We start from the raw sequence: 14946 nt of genomic DNA, 5'->3' as shown, positions 1-14946 counted from the left end.
AAAGATGTTTCCGAATTATTTTGACGGCGCAACTATTTTAACGATTGCTCACTTAGCCGATGATTCTGAAAATGAATTTGTAAAAAAGATATTCGCAATGATAAATCAACAACCCCGACGCTTGCGTCGGGGCACAGTGCTCAACGTTTCGCACTGTGTGTTCTATAAGGTGGTTGCAGTCGGCTTTAATACCCTTTATTACGACGCAAGTATCGGGGTATTAAACTCTCCGCACGAATAAAGACTTCGAGAATCTTTCTCCAAAAGAACAGGAAGTGTTCACAGTAAATTTTCCGCATATCTTTAGAAATTAATATGAATAAAATTGTAACTACAACAGTAATAGTAATTTTTACTCTTTTATTTTTTACAGCCGATATAGTGTTAATCACAAGATTTTTCATACTGATAAAGCAAAGAAGATATAATGATTCGGCTCCTCTTTGGGGCGGACTTCCCGATTTATTTCCGAAAATTGAAAATAAATATCTTAAAACTTTTTTGAACTACATCATGCTAAATATTGCGGTGTATATCATCGGGTACTATCTCCCAAAGACAGGGGTTTTTACCGGAACTCTTATCTTTTCTTTTGATATTGTTATCGAGAGCTATAGATTTTTAGTATCGTTTATAATAACGAATTTATTTTTAGCTATTAGTCAGCTTACAAGAAAAATAAAAATTTTTCAACAAAATACAATTTCGGCTAAACTATACTACATTGAACTTATCATCATTCCCATTATTGTTATTTTTTCTCTTTATTTTTTTGACAGTGTTTTTGATAATCTTGCAAGGAATGGAACAATATAAAAGAATAGTACACTTACAAAAACGGTTGAAAGATGATAGAATAAATATATGGAGGCACGATAAACAGTTCGGCAGAAATTCAGCCTCACTGTTTATCTTCGAGTTTGCCTTTCAGGCAAACATCGTATTATTATATATGTGTGCTTTCCGGCACACATTTGAAAAAACTTTTTTCAGGATTTAATAATCCTTGTAAAAAGTTTTTATAGGGGTAAAAATATGAACGGAGAATTATATCTAAAAAAGGGTATGCTTCAACTAAATAAAAAATTGTATGATGAAGCCTTGGAAACTTTGAATAAAGTAATCAAACTCGATGATGATCTTGCCAGTGTTACATCTGCAAAATGTATTTTAGGTGAATATTATTTTATTCATCAAAACTATGAAAAATCAAAAGAATTTTTATCATGGATTTGTGACAGACAAGATGAGCTTGAAGAAGAGTTTGACGATTTACTTTCACAAGAAATTGATACAGCCTCGGTACTGATTGATATGATGGAAAGATATAAGCTGTAAAACACAATTTGCTAAAAATATGCAAGGAGTGATATTGTATGCAAAACAATTCTTATATTCATAATTTAAAAATGGAGCATGCAGAGCCTCTCCCTCTTTTTGAAGATATGTTAAAGGAAGGAAAAAGTTTTGCAAGAACTTGAAGCGGAGCGGTTACGCCGTCAAAATCTTACAAAAGAAGATTTGCAAAAAAAGTATGGCGAATTACAAAGAGCCGATTTTCCTCTTAGCGAATGTATCGGTTTTATAGCCGATTTAGGCGGCAGTAATCAGCTCGCTTATCATTACGAATTGATTTGCGAAGACTGGGGGCGAGATGATCCGTTGCATTTGAGTAACAGTTTCGACAAACACGATTTAGCAGGAATTAATTTTCTTTTTGCGACTATAAACAAAACAGCAACCGAAAAAATACGGGTGTTCACCGCCTATCTCATTGCCGAAATTCTTGTGAGGTCGAAACATCGCGATTTTCATACGGCTGCATGCAATCGTCTTGTGCCGATACTTGTTTCGCTTACAAATACGAAGGACTGTGTTCTGAGGCGGAAAGCGTTGATAGCTATCGGGTGGGTTGGGACAGCGCAAGAGATTGGTATTTTTAATGACAGAATGCTTCACGACGAGGATAGTCTTTGCCGTGCATGGTCAGCTTCGGGGCTATGGCAATTATCATGTAACAGACTGCATAGTCAAACAATACTCCCGGAAGTAAAAGATGTTTTGAGACAGGCAATCGCTGTGGAAAAAGACCTTTTTGCATGCGGCGTAATAATAGAGTCGGCACAGAGTTTATTCGGTAAAAAATGGATATCGTCTATCGCTGTTGAAAATGCAGATGTTGTAAAAATAGAAAAGGCTCGCAAATCGGCTGTCAGATTTTTAAGTAAGGATTAAATATAAGGAGTATAATCATGAAACAAATTCCCGATTTTCTGAAAGAATACGAAACCGCTTTACAAAAATACAGGCAGCGTTCTGTCGAAATTCTTGCGACAGCCCTAAACGACGGTGAAACAACGGATATAAAAAGCTCCAAGTTTTTGGGAACCCCCTATTTGCCTGTCGGTACGGACTATCCGAAAGACAAGGATGGAAAATATGAACGAAATTTATGCAATTAACGATTTATCGGAACTGGAAGATTTTTTACATTCTCAAAACTCCATTGAAAACATACGTGAAAAAGTTTTTGTAGAGTTTTTAAAATATGCGGATTATAAAAGCGTCTCGGAGTGGAACAAGGCAGTACGGCTTTGTGAATGTCTTGCTGTAATCGGCTGGGGAAATTATGAACCTTTGGAAGCGTCAAGAGGTGTGTTTTTTAACGGTAATCCCCGTACCTTTTTTTGTAACAGATTCGGAGAGCTCCGGTTTGTCGAGGCAATATGGTCAAAAAGAAAAACAGGATTTACCATGGAACAGGGTAGAACTTCCTATTACCCCGCTCCCGACTGCAAAGACAAAAAACAACCGATGTGTTGGGATTACCCCGTAACTGAAAATATAGAAGACATAAAAATTGAAAGTCAACGTAATTGGATTCCTAAAAATCCTGTTTGGATTGTGCATACAATATCAAACTGTTATGAAAATTCAAAACCGGTTATAGAAAGCATTAAAGAAAAACTTCAGGACGAATTAAATAAAAAGATGCGTCCCGAAAAATACGGCAAAGCCATAAATTGTATTTTATTGAAATGTGCTTTCAGCTATTATGATAATAATCATTGTAAAACAAACTATGTCATCGATGAATCGGGACGCAAATTATCAAGTCAAGAAGCTGCAAAAGAATTACAGAAATTATACACAAAAGAAGAAATTTCCGAAAACGGATATTACTTGCGCCCCCGATTTCAATACGGGTCATTTAAAGCAGATACGGGCAAGATAGAAGCCGTCATACATTTTGAAAAAGAATTCAGCCTATTAACACATCGTCAGCAAAAAGAAAAACTGGCAGAGTATTTTTTAATTGCACTTAAAACCATTGCAGAAAGACAAAAAAAGAAAATACCGAATTATGATTTCAATTTAATGATTTCCGATTTTACTGAAATAATGAAAAAATGGATGAATTAGGGAGATGTAAACATGCGCTATTCATTTCTGTCAGTCAATCTAATTTTCCTCTTGTTTTTCAATAAGATCTTGTACCACCTTTTCCAAAGTCAATAATTGAGCCATGTCTGATATATCGCTTATCCCGAAATGATTAAAGGATGTAGCGCCTGTAATTGTTTTGTATTCTTTCGGTCTTGATATAAATGATATTTTTCGATTATCAATTCCTATATCAACCTTTACCAATTTGTCATGATTCGATTTTATTTTACAAAATAAGATTTTACCGGCTATAATTTCTTTTTCATTTTCTAAAATTCTTATATTAAGCTTATCGATATAAACAATAAATTTTTTTGCTACACTTTTACGAATTTTTTTTATAATAAGATATGATATAACAAATGCAGGTAAAAACACTAAAAATTTAAATAGCGGATGAACTTTGTAAGTAATCATTCCAGAATAAAATAACAGCAGGTATGTTAGTAATATAGGAAACATAAAGCCTATCGGAAAGCATAGTCCCATAATCATGTCGCTTTTTGGTGTTCCTGCCACAAATTCAAATTTTTTCATCATGTATGTATCTACTATATTATGTTAATTTCTTTTATCAAATGATAGGTTTCTATAAAGCGAAGTTGCCAAATCTTCTTGTCGGCGGTAATTTCTTCGTATATATTCTCCAATGTATGCGCAGGCGCTAATAGTCCTAAAGAATAATCTTCAAAAACGACTTCACCTATCTTTTCAAGTTTATCTAATAGAAGTCCTAAATCTTTGTGATTAAACCAGCAATCCGTATCCAGAGCATATTTCGTATTTTGTTTCTTACAGGCAATTTCGCTGTTCAAAAAATCATCCATAGTCGGCTTATCTTTTTGTAACAAACGCGTGCAGGCTAAATGATATTCTATCTTTCCTGGAGTCTGATCAACATCTGAAACAAAAAGGACGCCATACTCATTCTCAAATTTAACGGCAATTACTTCTCCCACGTTAAAATACGGATTTCGTTTAATTTTTGCCTTCGGTATCTTAATCGGTTTTTGATTTTCACTTTGCAGCTGTACTGCCAGTTTATCCAGTGCCTTCTGCCTTTGCGTTAAAGCTTTGCTGTCAATTTCAAGCCAGAAATCATCAGCGCCTTTTGAAATTATTGTTAATGCCTTATTCTTTATCTTCTCAGGCAAATGTCCGACCTTCCACAAAGAATAAGCGAATGCAGTCCAGTAAATCTCTGTGTAAAATGAATCTATACAAAAATTATTCTCGTCATTTAAAATATCTTCAATTATTGCGTCGATATTTTCACCGTCTTTATATCGTTCTACTATAGAATTGTAAATATCATACCCATCGTCACTGTCTATAATTTTTACACCGTCTATTGCCATTTCACATAATCTCCTTTAATTATACATTATCCGCTTTTGAGTGATAAAATTCCCTGTATAAATTAGGATACTCATATCCTACAGGATTTTTTCTGAAAATAAAATAGACGAATACAGCCGCAAGTAAGCAGAAGAAGTTGATGATGTATAAGTATCTAAGTGTATGATGTCTGTGAAAAAACAACATAACGATTAAGAGAGTCATTATACCGAGCGGCACATAGAGTCTGAATGTAATATAGTTATCTGTCATAGGTTTCTTTCCCATCTTTAATAACCCGTAATTCAGGTATTCCTTATTTTCTTTACCTTGCAATTCATCAAATGCCTTCCTAAATGTTTGTAAGCAAAGGCTTTTATTCCTGACACTTCCTGATGATGATGTTTCAATAATTCATCAGGAGAATTCCATACTCCAAAATCTTGAGTAATTCCTTCGCTTTGTATGTACGTGTTGTTCCTGTCAAAATCAATTATTGGATGCCGAAAATCTTTTACCGCAACACCATAACCGCAGAAAAAACCGGTGCAGTTTGCAAATTGTTTTTGCAGTTTTGATAAATACTTTTGATCCAGTATAAAGGCTTCAAGTTCATACCACTTATCTTCAAAATACACTTCAACCCAACTGTGAAATATATTCTGCGGTGCATTTTTATAAACAAATCCGCTCATTACTCCTTTCTGTAATTGTTTGTCTATGGTAAAACCATGAACTCGACAAGGAATTTCGCAGGCACGTAACAAAGCCATGAAGAGTGTTCCTTTTGTATTGCATTGACCGTATCCGTCCTTAAGAACTTTAGATGCGCTGATATCATCATCTGTATTATACCCGAATGCGATATCATCTCTTACAAAGTTATAAATAGCTTTAAGGCTGTCAAATTTATTTTGTTCTTTCCAATGTTTTTCTTCTATTAATTTTTGAATGCTCGGATTTGAAAAATCCAGCATTGTAGTCTCTTGCAAGTATTGATTCATATCCATTTTATTTCTCCAATGCTTTCAGCAAATCGTCTATAGCCAAATATCCTTTTGCGGTATCATCACAAACCATTTTCTTACCTTCTTCTATTGCTGATGCTGTGATTATATTGGGAATATCCCTCTATTCTTAAATAGTATGTTCATTATTTTGTGCAACGTCAATATGTCGTCATTACTTATTTATATCTCATCTTCGCTTAATTCTCTAAAATTTGAAATATGATATCCAAAATAGCATTTCCCCGATTTGCCTATAAAAATTCCATGTTCCGGCATATTAGCTATCTCGCCCAAGTAAATCATAGGCATGTCATCAGAAAACGGATATAATACCATTCATTTTTGCCGGATAAATAATCTCGCACTGTGCTTCATTATTTTTGCCGCCTCAAAGAACTATTTTTATAAGTTTATATTCTCAATCATCTGTTATAATTTGTTTTTCCTAAAGGAATAGGAGTAGGATTTAACAATACCCAGAGAACCGAAAGTTCACGCAAACGCTCTGTTATAGCATCTTCATCACTACCGTTTGCACGTATGCTGGAAATAAGCTCTTTGGTCTCTTTCAGTTCTTCCTCAGAAAGCGGCGTACCTGAAGCAAAATGATTTGGCAGAGAATTAAGCATATTTCTATAATCTTTATCCCAGTTTACTCCGCCGTTTCTATATAGCTCATCCTGCACCCTGCCTGTTATACGGATAACTTCGCCTTGTACTGTTTTTGCAGCTCCGCTTGAAGGAATCAGCATCTCCCAAAGTTCATCGTATTGTTCTCTCCAAGAACCTGTCTTTACAATAATAGGAGAAACGCCGTCATGTATCTTACGTTTTGGAGCAGGCTTTACATCAAACAGTGTATAGAGTTTCTCAAGTCCCGCTTCTGTTTCAGCCAAGTAATCTTTATTAAAGTTTTCTCTGTGAAATTCAAAATCCTTACCGATTATTTCGACTCTTTCAGCCATTTCAGGCACTACCTCAGCACCCGCCTTTATCAGCATTTCTGCAATTTCTGCCGCCTGTACAATATTAATATTTCTGCAAGTAGCAAGGGCTTCGACTAACGGAGTTCGCCCCATATCATTTTTTGCATTAACATCTGCACCTTTTTCAATCAAAAAACTTACTATCTTAGGTCGGAAAAATCCTGCTGCCGTATGCAGAGGTGTACTTCCATATGTATCAGGTTTTTGTATATCTCCGCCTAATTCATACAGCAGTTTTACAGTATCTCTTCCCAGTGTGGCATGTTTATATAATGGCGTACGCCCATAATAATCGAGTGTATTTACATCTAAGCCCTGTTCTACCAGCCAGATAACAAGTTCATCAGGAACACCGCCATAATGAAGTGCCGTATTTAAGCTGTATCTACCGTTATGAGCAGTAAGCTCACATTTATCATAGACGGCTTTAAGAGCTTCAACATCTCCTGCTGTAATCAGTTCATCAAAATTTTGTGGTAAGGTAATTCTTTTCTTTGCCATTATTCTTCTCCTTAGTTATAATTCCAAATTATTAAGTTTCCATTATACTATGTGGGTATCAAAAGTATTTGACACTTGTATATTTTATATTTCTAAACCCACTTAAGCCCATTAACATCTTTTAAAACCATAGATTTTCCATCATAATCATTTTTTAATTCAACTTCTTTTTCCTTAACCGATATGTTGTTGTACCAGTGTTCCAAGCTTGCATACTTTCCTGTATGGATATTGATAAGCATGCTTGTTATGGGATCCCAAGTGCCTTTTTTTACCGTTTCCGCCAGTAAATAATACGCATCTAAAAATATAAGATTTCTCCCATATATCCAAAATGGAAGTTTAATATCTAACAGCGGCAATTTTACAGAAAAAATATCATCTCCATGCGGCGGCACTGTTTCGTAATGAAATTCTATCTCACTCCCATAATATGCAACCACCGCCCCCTCACAATCGATGCTTTGAGGAACACCCTCCTCAGCTATGATAAATTCCATCACTTCTCCTGATATTTTCTTACCCTTCCATATCGGCTGACACAATTCCCTTCTTTAAGCTTCCGCATACTGTTATACAATGCCCGAAGAAAAGGTCGTCATCATCAAAATAGGCAGAAAATGAACCGCCTGATGTCATACAAATTGAACTGAGGCTAATCCTTTTTGCAAAACTTTTTTCTGTAATTTCAGAAGTTTCATCATCAGATTCTGCCCATTCGCAGGCGAGTTTAGTAAGCTTTTTTGCAGCAAAACTACGCAGGTCTGCATCCCATTTTTCCTGCTCTGAAAGCATTGTTTTCAAGGCTTTTTTCGCCTTTGTTATTTCACCCTTATTATCCTTATCTACATCTAATATAATATTTATTTTTTCCATCCTGCCAAAGAATATTTCCCTTAAAACTCTTAATTTGTTTATCATAAATCAGTTCACCTAATATATCATCTTGTAAAATTATAGGTTTTCTATACTCTGCAAGTATTTCTTCCAATTCCTTACAAGCCGCATTTTTTTCAAGAACTTCCACAACTAAAAAATGTTTTTTTGTCGGTAGTACACCGTTTGGAACTTCCTCAGGAAGCTTTGCACGCACCTTTAATTTGTAAATGGTTTCGTCTTCAAATTGATATGGTAAATTTTCTTTGTCTGTGACAGGATATACTATACGCCCTTCTTCTTTATGCAGTTCACCTGTTTCACAGTCCACATAAGCTAAGAAATAAGCAGCCCAGTCCCAAAAACCGTTTCTCAAACTTCCGCCGCCGCCTTCGTGCCTTAGAACAATAATCTCTCGTTTCTTTTTCTCAAAAGAGTCTTCCCATTCTTTTTGTGTCATTTTATTTCTTAGCCGCATGTATTCAATTAATTCCATTAAGTCCTCCAATCAATCCCCTCACCTGAATGTTTGACAAACTCATATACATCTGAGGCTACACGTTTCATTTCAATCGAACCAAAAGCTCCCAAGTCATTCATATAAATAGTATCATCAGAATCTTTTTTTATAAAGAAAGCCAAGTCACCGTCCTGTCCAATCATAAAAAAATCCGGCTCCCATTCTTCTATCTGATAAGTAGTATTTCTTTCTACCAAATCCGCCTTTGAATATAAAATGATACCGGTATCCTCTATTGTAAATTCTCCATCCTCTCCTATTTCTAATAAAAATTTATCATATAAAGTAGGCAGTACAAAATCCATCTGATTATTCATTGTAAACTTCTCCAAATATTTTCTGTCTTAATATTTTATATCTCATCTTCGCTTAATTCTCTAAAATTTGAAATATGATACCCAAAATAACATTTTCCGGATTGACCTATAAAAATTCCATGTTCCAGCATATTAGCTATTTCGCCTAAGTAAATCATAGGCATATCATCAGAAAACGGATATTCAAAAGATATTTCATCTTTAAGAGTAACCAAAGTTTTTTCTTTCATTGTGTAAGTGCTCAATTTATTCGTGCGGAGGGTTTAATACCCCAACGCTCTGCGTCGTAACAAAGGGTATTAAAGCCCGACTGCAACCACCTTATGAGAACAACATACCCCGATGCTCTGCGTCGGGGTTGTTGATTACTCCATTTGAAATGCGATTTTGCATTTTGAGTTCTTTAAATTTGGAAAGCCATATTCCTCTAATCGATTTAATGTTTTTTGAATAGATTCGGTTATATTCTTTTTGCTAATAGGTAAATTGCTTACGATATATATAATACCACTCAGTTTTGCCGGATAAATAATACCGCAGTTAGATTCATTATTTATAATACGGAGCAGGTAAACATCATATTTTGTTTTAACATAGAAATCAAACTCTTGATTATCATAAATCTCCTCCGGGATCAGGTGGACTGGAGCTACGATACAGTCTTTCATTTGAAAACTATCATTTCCAAAATGTGCTTTACAATTGTGTTTTCGCTTTATTCTTTCTATCCATTCAGTAATCATCATCATCTCGGTTTTAAAATTATATAAATACAAACTAACGAACATGGTCATTTTGTGGAATATCTTTAAACTTTTCTGCAAATCTATCATTCCATATTTTGTAGTCATAAGCAGGCATATTAACAGATAGGAATTCTAATTTTTCAAGTTCTAAAACAGGCGAATAATCTCCATTCAATAGCCTAAATCCCGTTGTATGAAGATTTTTAATATTCTTCAAACTTTTTAAAAAATCAAAAGAATCTACTTTAATTATATTTTCCATAGAACTATGAATTCCCAGTTGTTTAAGATTTTTTAATTTTCCCAACGGAGAATAATCCGTTACGCCGGTAAAGTTAGATAATATAAGTACTTCTAAATTTTTTATTTCGCCTATGGGCTGCAAACTTTTTACTCTTGATGAAGCATATACTGAAAGTGCCTTTAAATTTTTTAATTTTGCAATACACTGTATGTCCGAGAAATTGCCCTGAAATATAACGAGTTCTTCAAGTGATGTTTGATTACATATCGATTCCAATAACTTCTGATTTACAATACCTGTTACTAAAAGCTTTTTAATGTTTGTTTTTGTATTGTTAAAATAATCTATCCAGCTTTTTAAAATGTTATCTCTATCTTTTTTTAAAGGATATTTTTCTTCAGATAATCCGTAGCAATATAACTTTAAAATTTCTTCTCCTGTATAATCTTTTAACTCTGTAATAGAGTTTCCTGCCCATTTTGCATTCCAATTATAGTAATTCATAATTATTCTCCCATATTCACATAACAGTCAGTTCACCACTTGATTTAAACTCCGACAAAGGACTGTTTTATTTCAGACAGCTCTTTTAACTTTCTTTCCAAAATCACTGCATTCATTCCGTTTTTGATTGCAATTTCATAATACTTATCAAATTCGGGATGATTATTTTGTTTTACAACTGCTAAAAGTTCTGCAAAATATCCCCAAACATTATTATAGCTTTTTGTTGAAGTATAATCTTCTCTTTTCGGCATCCACTTGAGTTTTACAAAGAATTTGTAAAGTATCTTACTCCATGTTTCTACATCATCATCATAGCAAAAAAACTTGGTCTCAAACAGACTGCCGAAACGCCTGTCCCAAAATTTTACATTGTCAGGCAGATACCAACTATTACGGGTGTCGCGGCATATCAATTCTGTTATTATTCTTTCAAGTATTTCGGATGGAAAACCTCCGGCACAACCATAACTTCCGGCAACTGAAGTTTGTGCCGCTTCCTCTTTAAGTTCTTCATAGGCTGTGCTGCTATCAAGCAACAACAAAGCAATTTGGGCACGGTGACCAAATGCTTTTCCTGCACTCAATATTCTATATTTCTCAATCTCGTTCATAGTTCCTCCGCTCGCCTAACTTTTTCTATAATCCGAATTTTTCCCAGTCCTTAACCGATTCAATCAACATACCCCGACACAAATGTCGGGGTATGTTGTTCTCATAAGGTGGTTGCAGTCGGCTTTAATACCCTTTGTTACGACGCAGAGCGTCGGGGTATTAAACCCTCCGCACGAATAACAGGTATCCAACTATCGATTTCAAATTTTTCCTGTTCATAGGGTTCAGTATATCCATCCACTATTAATATTCCGCTGCATTGGATATGAGCCTTGCTATTCCTTATTTCAAGAATTTTTAATTTGTATGAAACCATCGGTTCGTGTTCATAAATGTAAAATGAATCTTCTCTGTCATTGCTTTCTTCTATTGTCATTACAGAAAAGAATTCTCCAATTAATTCTGCTGCTGAGTTTTTGTTTGTACCTATCCAATTTATGCAAATAGAAGGTGCTATTGTTTCGCCCCTAAAATTACCTTTAGCAAATCCGACATCCACTGACCATGATGCAGATCCATCTTCTTTTAAATACATCAGACAGCTCTGTCTTCCGTTCCAGTCATCTTCAAACGTATGATTTTCTCCGATCTTTAGCATTTGTTATCTCCCTTTCACTGATAGTATATGTCATTCAATGCTGATTTATTTGAAAATTCCTTGTAACCATTTCACAATATCATCCGTCGTTTTATCACACGATAATACCAATTGATTACAGACATTTTCAGCTCCTCCTCTCATTTCTCTGAACGATTTGTAAAATACATCTATTCATCCTGCAATCAATTCCGATAATTCAAAATCTGATAAAACGGAATCCGTATATAGTTTTCTCAACAAATTATCATCGAATTTCATAGAGTAATATTCTGTAACAAATTCTCGAAATCTTTCATACGAATCGAAAGCATATCCCAATAGCCAATAACCTCTATCATGTTCATCCGTCTGATTTTGGTGAACTTCCCCATCATACCAAATGAAAAATGTCGTTTCCGCCCTTTCGTCTACTGAAAAAAGATTCATCAATTTCTCGTCAAGCCCTTCGTACATCTTGTCTATAATACTTTGATTCCATTCGTCGGCAGCAAATTGGTTCAGACTGTTTTCATGCGCAAAGCCTTTTACCAACACCACTGTTTCCGTAAAGATTACAGATAACGAATCTCCTGCTCCGTTATCAATAACATATTTGAGATTCGAGTCGAGTTTCTTCTTTCTTACCAATCGCAAGTCATCTTCCGACGGGTCAGTCAAAGCATTATCCAAAATATATAGCGCCTCCAATCTTGTATGCATATTATCCCAATCCATATACTTCATATCGTTTCTCTTCCGTATTTCTTTGTCGTATCTCTTTTGTGAAAATAATGCACTGGCAGAACGTTCCGGCTTATCGATTGATAAGCCATTCTTTAAATATCGATAATCAACATTTCTATAACTACATTCCACGCACAATTCTCATTTCATTACATATTTGACACTATTCTACCCTTTTTAAGGTGTTTTTTCTACTGTCAGATTTTCATCGTCCCTCTTAAAAACGATAAGGAAAAATGATACAATAGAATATGAAAGGAAGAGGATTAGTTGATGAAGAAGCTCGGTTGAAAGGATTAAGTATATTGAAACAAATAAGGAAGATAAAATATGAATAACCTAAAATTAAGTTTATTGAAAAAATGGGAATTGGATAGTGAGCTTTCGTTTGTGCATAGCTCTGTTTTGTTGCCGGATGGAACTGCTATAATTCTGACTACAGGCGTGAAGAGCGATTGGGATAAATTTTACCTCCTTGTGCTTTCTGTCGATGGTATAAAAAAGATTCCGATTGAATATGAGAAAACATTAGGCAGAGATTATCCTGTGCTTTTTCGATATGGTACAAGTTTCGGACTCATCATTTCGGCAAAAGAAGTGCGGTATTACTCCGGCATTCATTCTTCTCCGGAAATAATTCCGATAAAAAATAATTCACAGCTAAGAAGAAGCATTGTGCCGGAAAAAGCTCAACAGAGGTATTTTCAAAATATATCCGACAGCAAGACAATTCCCGTTTGCTTTGAAAATGAATTTTATTGCGGGGATGCAAGATATTTTGCTCTTTTGGAATTTGATGCTGCTGCAAAATCTGCCGAATGGAAATGTTTTTCTACAATAGATAAAAAGGTATTTACACATCAAGAAGACAGATTCGGCGAGGCACCTAAAATAGACAGCATTAAAATATCGGATAAAGAAATCTATGCCTTTACTCCGGGCGACAGCCAAACATCGGTTAATAAGTGGGGAATGAATTATTATTCCCTTGCAAGTATTTCCGAAGATGGGAAAGTAATCGAAAAACTTATCGAATCAGATGACTTAAAAAAAGACGGTAAAAAAGGCGGCATCAACGGATGCTTTACTGATTCTCAATATGTGATAATGACTCCTCTTTTTAAAACCGATGATTGGAAAGGCAAGCAAAAAGTTTTTTCACTCAGCACACGTGAATATTCCGATATTACCTTTCCAAGAGGAATGTCAAAACACAAACTCGAAAACATCTCAGGCGAAATATGCCTTACCTCGTTTTACGATAGAGGACTAAAAGAAATAGCATTATGCAATGTGAATTCATAAATCAACATACCCCGACGCAAGCGTCGGGGCACAGTGCTCAACGTTTCGCACTGTGTGTTCTATAAGGTGGTTGCAGTCGGCTTTAATACCCTTTGTTACGACGCAAGCGTCGGGGTATTAAACCCTCCGCACGAATAAAAAAAGGAATGGAATATGAATGGAAAAAATATCGGTCGAACTGTATCGTGGGTGTACTACAAAGACGAAAAACTCATAGGCGGGTCGGCATTTGATATACAACTCTTTCGGCAGATATTGGAAAACAACGCAAAGTTTTCGAGTCAGGCTCAAGAAATGATGGAGACACAAATTAAAGAACAAAATATTTTTGATTGTATTTCACTTAAAAGCTCAAAATACACCAATCGCTTTTACGAAAATGGCGGCCATAGGGCATTTATACCCGAAAGTATCTGTATGGTTGATTATTGTAAAGATGAAATCTTTGCCGTTGTGAGAATCGGAGAGCGTTGTGAAATTGTTTCTTATGATTATGACATCACAGGCAAGAAGGGACAAGAGTGGTTCAATTTTATAGGAAAGAATAACCCTGTTTTTGATAAAAAAATCATTGAGAATATAAAAACAGCTTTAACACAATACGGACAACTGCAAATAAAAATACTTGAAGAAGAAGACAGACGTATTTTTGAGGAAAAAGAAAAACTTGCTTGCCGGAACAAAAGCTTACCTGCCGATACGGAACAAACTTTTTTATCGCTTTGCAAATTACTCGGCATATCTCCGCAAAAAGCCAAGAAAATATACCATACAGCATTGGAGCAAGAAGATATTTGTGTCTCTTTGATAAACGATTTTATAGATTTGAACTATTTGGCAATGTTCGATTGGAAGGCGAATGTGGGAGATATTGTATACGGTTACAATCTATTAGTAAAAAAGATAAAAGCGAATATGCTTCACTTGGATAAAGATACGGAATTTGAACCGCCGGAAGTTTTCCGTAGACTTGCTTCGATGAGTGACAAGGTATTATATCTTATCGACACAAATAGCGATTGCTATATTTTAGGTTTGTCAGATAAAGAAAATAGAGAAAAAATCATAAGTGCTTATAAACGACTGTTCAGCCTGCTTCAATCTGAGAATACGATTGAAATTGTGAACATGCTGTAATAAAGGGAAAAAATGAAACAAGTAATTGCATTTTGTATATTTATATTCATTACTTTTGCACTATCCACTGATGGAA

Annotated in this window: 21 protein-coding genes and 1 pseudogene; 8 read left to right on the top strand and 14 right to left on the bottom strand. The window is 35.0% G+C overall.

All coding sequences use genetic code 11. The features are described 5' to 3' along the window. Positions 1 to 4 precede the first annotated feature (4 nt). From HGH47_RS01200 to HGH47_RS01175, 6 genes are all read left to right on the top strand, one after another. Entirely contained in the window at positions 5 to 241 is a 237-nt protein-coding gene (locus tag HGH47_RS01200) for a hypothetical protein (protein WP_016523694.1), read from the top strand. A 74-nt stretch (positions 242 to 315) separates the two neighbouring features. Further along, positions 316 to 816, top strand: a complete 501-nt coding sequence (locus HGH47_RS01195) for a hypothetical protein (protein ID WP_432909791.1) — start codon at positions 316 to 318, stop codon at positions 814 to 816. 219 nt (positions 817 to 1035) lie between these two features. Further along, positions 1036 to 1338, top strand: a complete 303-nt coding sequence (locus tag HGH47_RS01190; RefSeq protein ID WP_044016649.1) for a hypothetical protein — start codon at positions 1036 to 1038, stop codon at positions 1336 to 1338. A 129-nt stretch (positions 1339 to 1467) separates the two neighbouring features. Further along, positions 1468 to 2235: a HEAT repeat domain-containing protein gene (locus tag HGH47_RS01185; RefSeq protein WP_212565113.1), complete on the top strand. Its 768-nt coding sequence runs from the start codon at positions 1468 to 1470 to the stop codon at positions 2233 to 2235. 17 nt (positions 2236 to 2252) lie between these two features. Then, entirely contained in the window at positions 2253 to 2462 is a 210-nt protein-coding gene (locus HGH47_RS01180; protein WP_230974375.1) for a DUF1963 domain-containing protein, read from the top strand. After that, entirely contained in the window at positions 2440 to 3423 is a 984-nt protein-coding gene (locus tag HGH47_RS01175) for a hypothetical protein (protein WP_212565114.1), read from the top strand. The genes HGH47_RS01180 and HGH47_RS01175 overlap by 23 nt, the downstream gene beginning before the upstream one ends. Positions 3424 to 3462: 39 nt before the next feature. Here the strand turns inward: HGH47_RS01175 and HGH47_RS01170 are convergent, their stop codons facing one another. From HGH47_RS01170 to HGH47_RS01105, 14 genes and pseudogenes are all read right to left on the bottom strand, one after another. Next, positions 3463 to 3987, bottom strand: coding sequence for a hypothetical protein (locus tag HGH47_RS01170; protein WP_212565115.1), 525 nt, complete (start codon positions 3985 to 3987; stop codon positions 3463 to 3465). 11 nt (positions 3988 to 3998) lie between these two features. Next, complete coding sequence (locus HGH47_RS01165) at positions 3999 to 4805, bottom strand: hypothetical protein (protein ID WP_212565116.1); 807 nt, start codon at positions 4803 to 4805, stop codon at positions 3999 to 4001. A gap of 19 nt (positions 4806 to 4824) precedes the next feature. Next, entirely contained in the window at positions 4825 to 5073 is a 249-nt protein-coding gene (locus tag HGH47_RS01160; RefSeq protein WP_432909785.1) for an AzlD domain-containing protein, read from the bottom strand. Positions 5074 to 5090: 17 nt separating this feature from the next. Then, positions 5091 to 5795, bottom strand: coding sequence for a transglutaminase-like domain-containing protein (locus HGH47_RS01155; protein WP_200877757.1), 705 nt, complete (start codon positions 5793 to 5795; stop codon positions 5091 to 5093). Between the two features lie 422 nt (positions 5796 to 6217). Beyond that, the gene (locus HGH47_RS01150) at positions 6218 to 7282 is read right to left on the bottom strand and encodes an ankyrin repeat domain-containing protein (protein WP_212565118.1); all 1065 of its coding nucleotides are present in this window, start codon (positions 7280 to 7282) and stop codon (positions 6218 to 6220) included. A gap of 92 nt (positions 7283 to 7374) precedes the next feature. Next, a complete protein-coding gene (locus HGH47_RS01145) occupies positions 7375 to 7782 on the bottom strand; it encodes a hypothetical protein (RefSeq protein WP_212565119.1) in 408 nt (135 codons plus the stop codon). A 19-nt stretch (positions 7783 to 7801) separates the two neighbouring features. Then, positions 7802 to 8654, bottom strand: a pseudogene (locus HGH47_RS01140) (DUF2262 domain-containing protein). Then, a complete protein-coding gene (locus HGH47_RS01135; RefSeq protein WP_212565120.1) occupies positions 8654 to 8995 on the bottom strand; it encodes a hypothetical protein in 342 nt (113 codons plus the stop codon). Before HGH47_RS01135 ends, HGH47_RS01140 begins: the two are co-directional and overlap by 1 nt. 35 nt (positions 8996 to 9030) lie before the next feature. Continuing rightward, positions 9031 to 9225 (bottom strand): hypothetical protein, encoded by a 195-nt coding sequence (locus tag HGH47_RS01130; RefSeq protein ID WP_212565121.1) that lies wholly within the window; start codon positions 9223 to 9225, stop codon positions 9031 to 9033. Between the two features lie 135 nt (positions 9226 to 9360). Continuing rightward, positions 9361 to 9744, bottom strand: coding sequence for a hypothetical protein (locus HGH47_RS01125; RefSeq protein WP_212565122.1), 384 nt, complete (start codon positions 9742 to 9744; stop codon positions 9361 to 9363). Between the two features lie 28 nt (positions 9745 to 9772). Next, entirely contained in the window at positions 9773 to 10489 is a 717-nt protein-coding gene (locus tag HGH47_RS01120) for a hypothetical protein (protein ID WP_212565123.1), read from the bottom strand. 44 nt (positions 10490 to 10533) lie between these two features. Next, the gene (locus tag HGH47_RS01115; RefSeq protein WP_212565124.1) at positions 10534 to 11103 is read right to left on the bottom strand and encodes a hypothetical protein; all 570 of its coding nucleotides are present in this window, start codon (positions 11101 to 11103) and stop codon (positions 10534 to 10536) included. A gap of 137 nt (positions 11104 to 11240) precedes the next feature. After that, a complete protein-coding gene (locus HGH47_RS01110) occupies positions 11241 to 11702 on the bottom strand; it encodes a hypothetical protein (protein ID WP_212565125.1) in 462 nt (153 codons plus the stop codon). 174 nt (positions 11703 to 11876) lie between these two features. After that, positions 11877 to 12560, bottom strand: a complete 684-nt coding sequence (locus tag HGH47_RS01105; protein WP_230974379.1) for a hypothetical protein — start codon at positions 12558 to 12560, stop codon at positions 11877 to 11879. A 198-nt stretch (positions 12561 to 12758) separates the two neighbouring features. Between HGH47_RS01105 and HGH47_RS01100 the strand changes: the two genes are divergently transcribed. Both HGH47_RS01100 and HGH47_RS01095 read left to right on the top strand, forming a co-directional pair. After that, a complete protein-coding gene (locus HGH47_RS01100; RefSeq protein ID WP_212565126.1) occupies positions 12759 to 13733 on the top strand; it encodes a hypothetical protein in 975 nt (324 codons plus the stop codon). A gap of 153 nt (positions 13734 to 13886) precedes the next feature. Next, on the top strand, positions 13887 to 14870 hold the full coding sequence (locus HGH47_RS01095) for a DUF6630 family protein (protein WP_212565127.1): 984 nt from the start codon (positions 13887 to 13889) through the stop codon (positions 14868 to 14870). The last annotated feature ends 76 nt before the right edge of the window (positions 14871 to 14946 follow it).

The organism is Treponema sp. OMZ 805 (assembly GCF_050937395.1).
In the GTDB taxonomy this organism is placed as follows: Bacteria; Spirochaetota; Spirochaetia; order Treponematales; family Treponemataceae; genus Treponema.
Note: the sequence above shows the minus strand (reverse complement) of the source record. Positions and strands in the feature narration are given on the sequence as shown.

What these genes read in the sequence shown, in the direction of transcription:
- HGH47_RS01200 (WP_016523694.1), top strand. Translation starts at nt 5, where the DNA reads ATGTTTCCGAATTATTTTGACGGCGCAACTATTTTAACGATTGCTCAC.
- HGH47_RS01195 (WP_432909791.1), top strand. Translation starts at nt 316, where the DNA reads ATGAATAAAATTGTAACTACAACAGTAATAGTAATTTTTACTCTTTTA.
- HGH47_RS01190 (WP_044016649.1), top strand. Translation starts at nt 1,036, where the DNA reads ATGAACGGAGAATTATATCTAAAAAAGGGTATGCTTCAACTAAATAAA.
- HGH47_RS01180 (WP_230974375.1), top strand. Translation starts at nt 2,253, where the DNA reads ATGAAACAAATTCCCGATTTTCTGAAAGAATACGAAACCGCTTTACAA.
- HGH47_RS01175 (WP_212565114.1), top strand. Translation starts at nt 2,440, where the DNA reads ATGAACGAAATTTATGCAATTAACGATTTATCGGAACTGGAAGATTTT.
- HGH47_RS01170 (WP_212565115.1), bottom strand. Translation starts at nt 3,987, where the DNA reads ATGATGAAAAAATTTGAATTTGTGGCAGGAACACCAAAAAGCGACATG.
- HGH47_RS01165 (WP_212565116.1), bottom strand. Translation starts at nt 4,805, where the DNA reads ATGGCAATAGACGGTGTAAAAATTATAGACAGTGACGATGGGTATGAT.
- HGH47_RS01160 (WP_432909785.1), bottom strand. Translation starts at nt 5,073, where the DNA reads ATGGGAAAGAAACCTATGACAGATAACTATATTACATTCAGACTCTAT.
- HGH47_RS01155 (WP_200877757.1), bottom strand. Translation starts at nt 5,795, where the DNA reads ATGGATATGAATCAATACTTGCAAGAGACTACAATGCTGGATTTTTCA.
- HGH47_RS01150 (WP_212565118.1), bottom strand. Translation starts at nt 7,282, where the DNA reads ATGGCAAAGAAAAGAATTACCTTACCACAAAATTTTGATGAACTGATT.
- HGH47_RS01145 (WP_212565119.1), bottom strand. Translation starts at nt 7,782, where the DNA reads ATGGAATTTATCATAGCTGAGGAGGGTGTTCCTCAAAGCATCGATTGT.
- HGH47_RS01135 (WP_212565120.1), bottom strand. Translation starts at nt 8,995, where the DNA reads ATGAATAATCAGATGGATTTTGTACTGCCTACTTTATATGATAAATTT.
- HGH47_RS01130 (WP_212565121.1), bottom strand. Translation starts at nt 9,225, where the DNA reads ATGAAAGAAAAAACTTTGGTTACTCTTAAAGATGAAATATCTTTTGAA.
- HGH47_RS01125 (WP_212565122.1), bottom strand. Translation starts at nt 9,744, where the DNA reads ATGATGATGATTACTGAATGGATAGAAAGAATAAAGCGAAAACACAAT.
- HGH47_RS01120 (WP_212565123.1), bottom strand. Translation starts at nt 10,489, where the DNA reads ATGAATTACTATAATTGGAATGCAAAATGGGCAGGAAACTCTATTACA.
- HGH47_RS01115 (WP_212565124.1), bottom strand. Translation starts at nt 11,103, where the DNA reads ATGAACGAGATTGAGAAATATAGAATATTGAGTGCAGGAAAAGCATTT.
- HGH47_RS01110 (WP_212565125.1), bottom strand. Translation starts at nt 11,702, where the DNA reads ATGCTAAAGATCGGAGAAAATCATACGTTTGAAGATGACTGGAACGGA.
- HGH47_RS01100 (WP_212565126.1), top strand. Translation starts at nt 12,759, where the DNA reads ATGAATAACCTAAAATTAAGTTTATTGAAAAAATGGGAATTGGATAGT.
- HGH47_RS01095 (WP_212565127.1), top strand. Translation starts at nt 13,887, where the DNA reads ATGAATGGAAAAAATATCGGTCGAACTGTATCGTGGGTGTACTACAAA.